Origin of the sequence: Pseudomonas sp. P7779, from assembly GCF_013386315.1 — a bacterium.
Classification (GTDB): domain Bacteria; phylum Pseudomonadota; class Gammaproteobacteria; order Pseudomonadales; family Pseudomonadaceae; genus Aquipseudomonas.
Genome location: NZ_JACARZ010000142.1, coordinates 1 through 328 on the forward strand (window position 1 = coordinate 1; position 328 = coordinate 328).

Here is a 328-nt window from a genome sequence, read left to right on the forward strand (position 1 = left end):
GCGCAAAGCGTCGATTTGCGCCGGCACGCCGGTGTAGTAAGCCACCAGCCGTGAATCGCGGGCGACCACGGCGGCTTCGTTGATCTGCGGGAATTGCAGCAGTCGCGCCTGGATCTCCCCCAGTTCGATGCGCAAGCCACGGATTTTCACCTGGTCGTCATTGCGGCCCAAATACTCGATGGTGCCGTCCGGCTGGTAGCGCCCGACGTCCCCGGTGCGGTACATCCGGCCCGCCCTTAACGGGTCCTCGAGGAAGCGCCCGGCCGTCAGCTCAGGACGGCGCAGGTAACCCCGGGCCACTTACACAACGCCGATGAACAGCTCGCCC

1 pseudogene is annotated in these 328 nt (G+C 65.9%); it reads right to left on the minus strand.

The features are described 5' to 3' along the window. Positions 1-328, minus strand: a pseudogene (locus HX869_RS29595) (hypothetical protein); the annotation flags it as partial.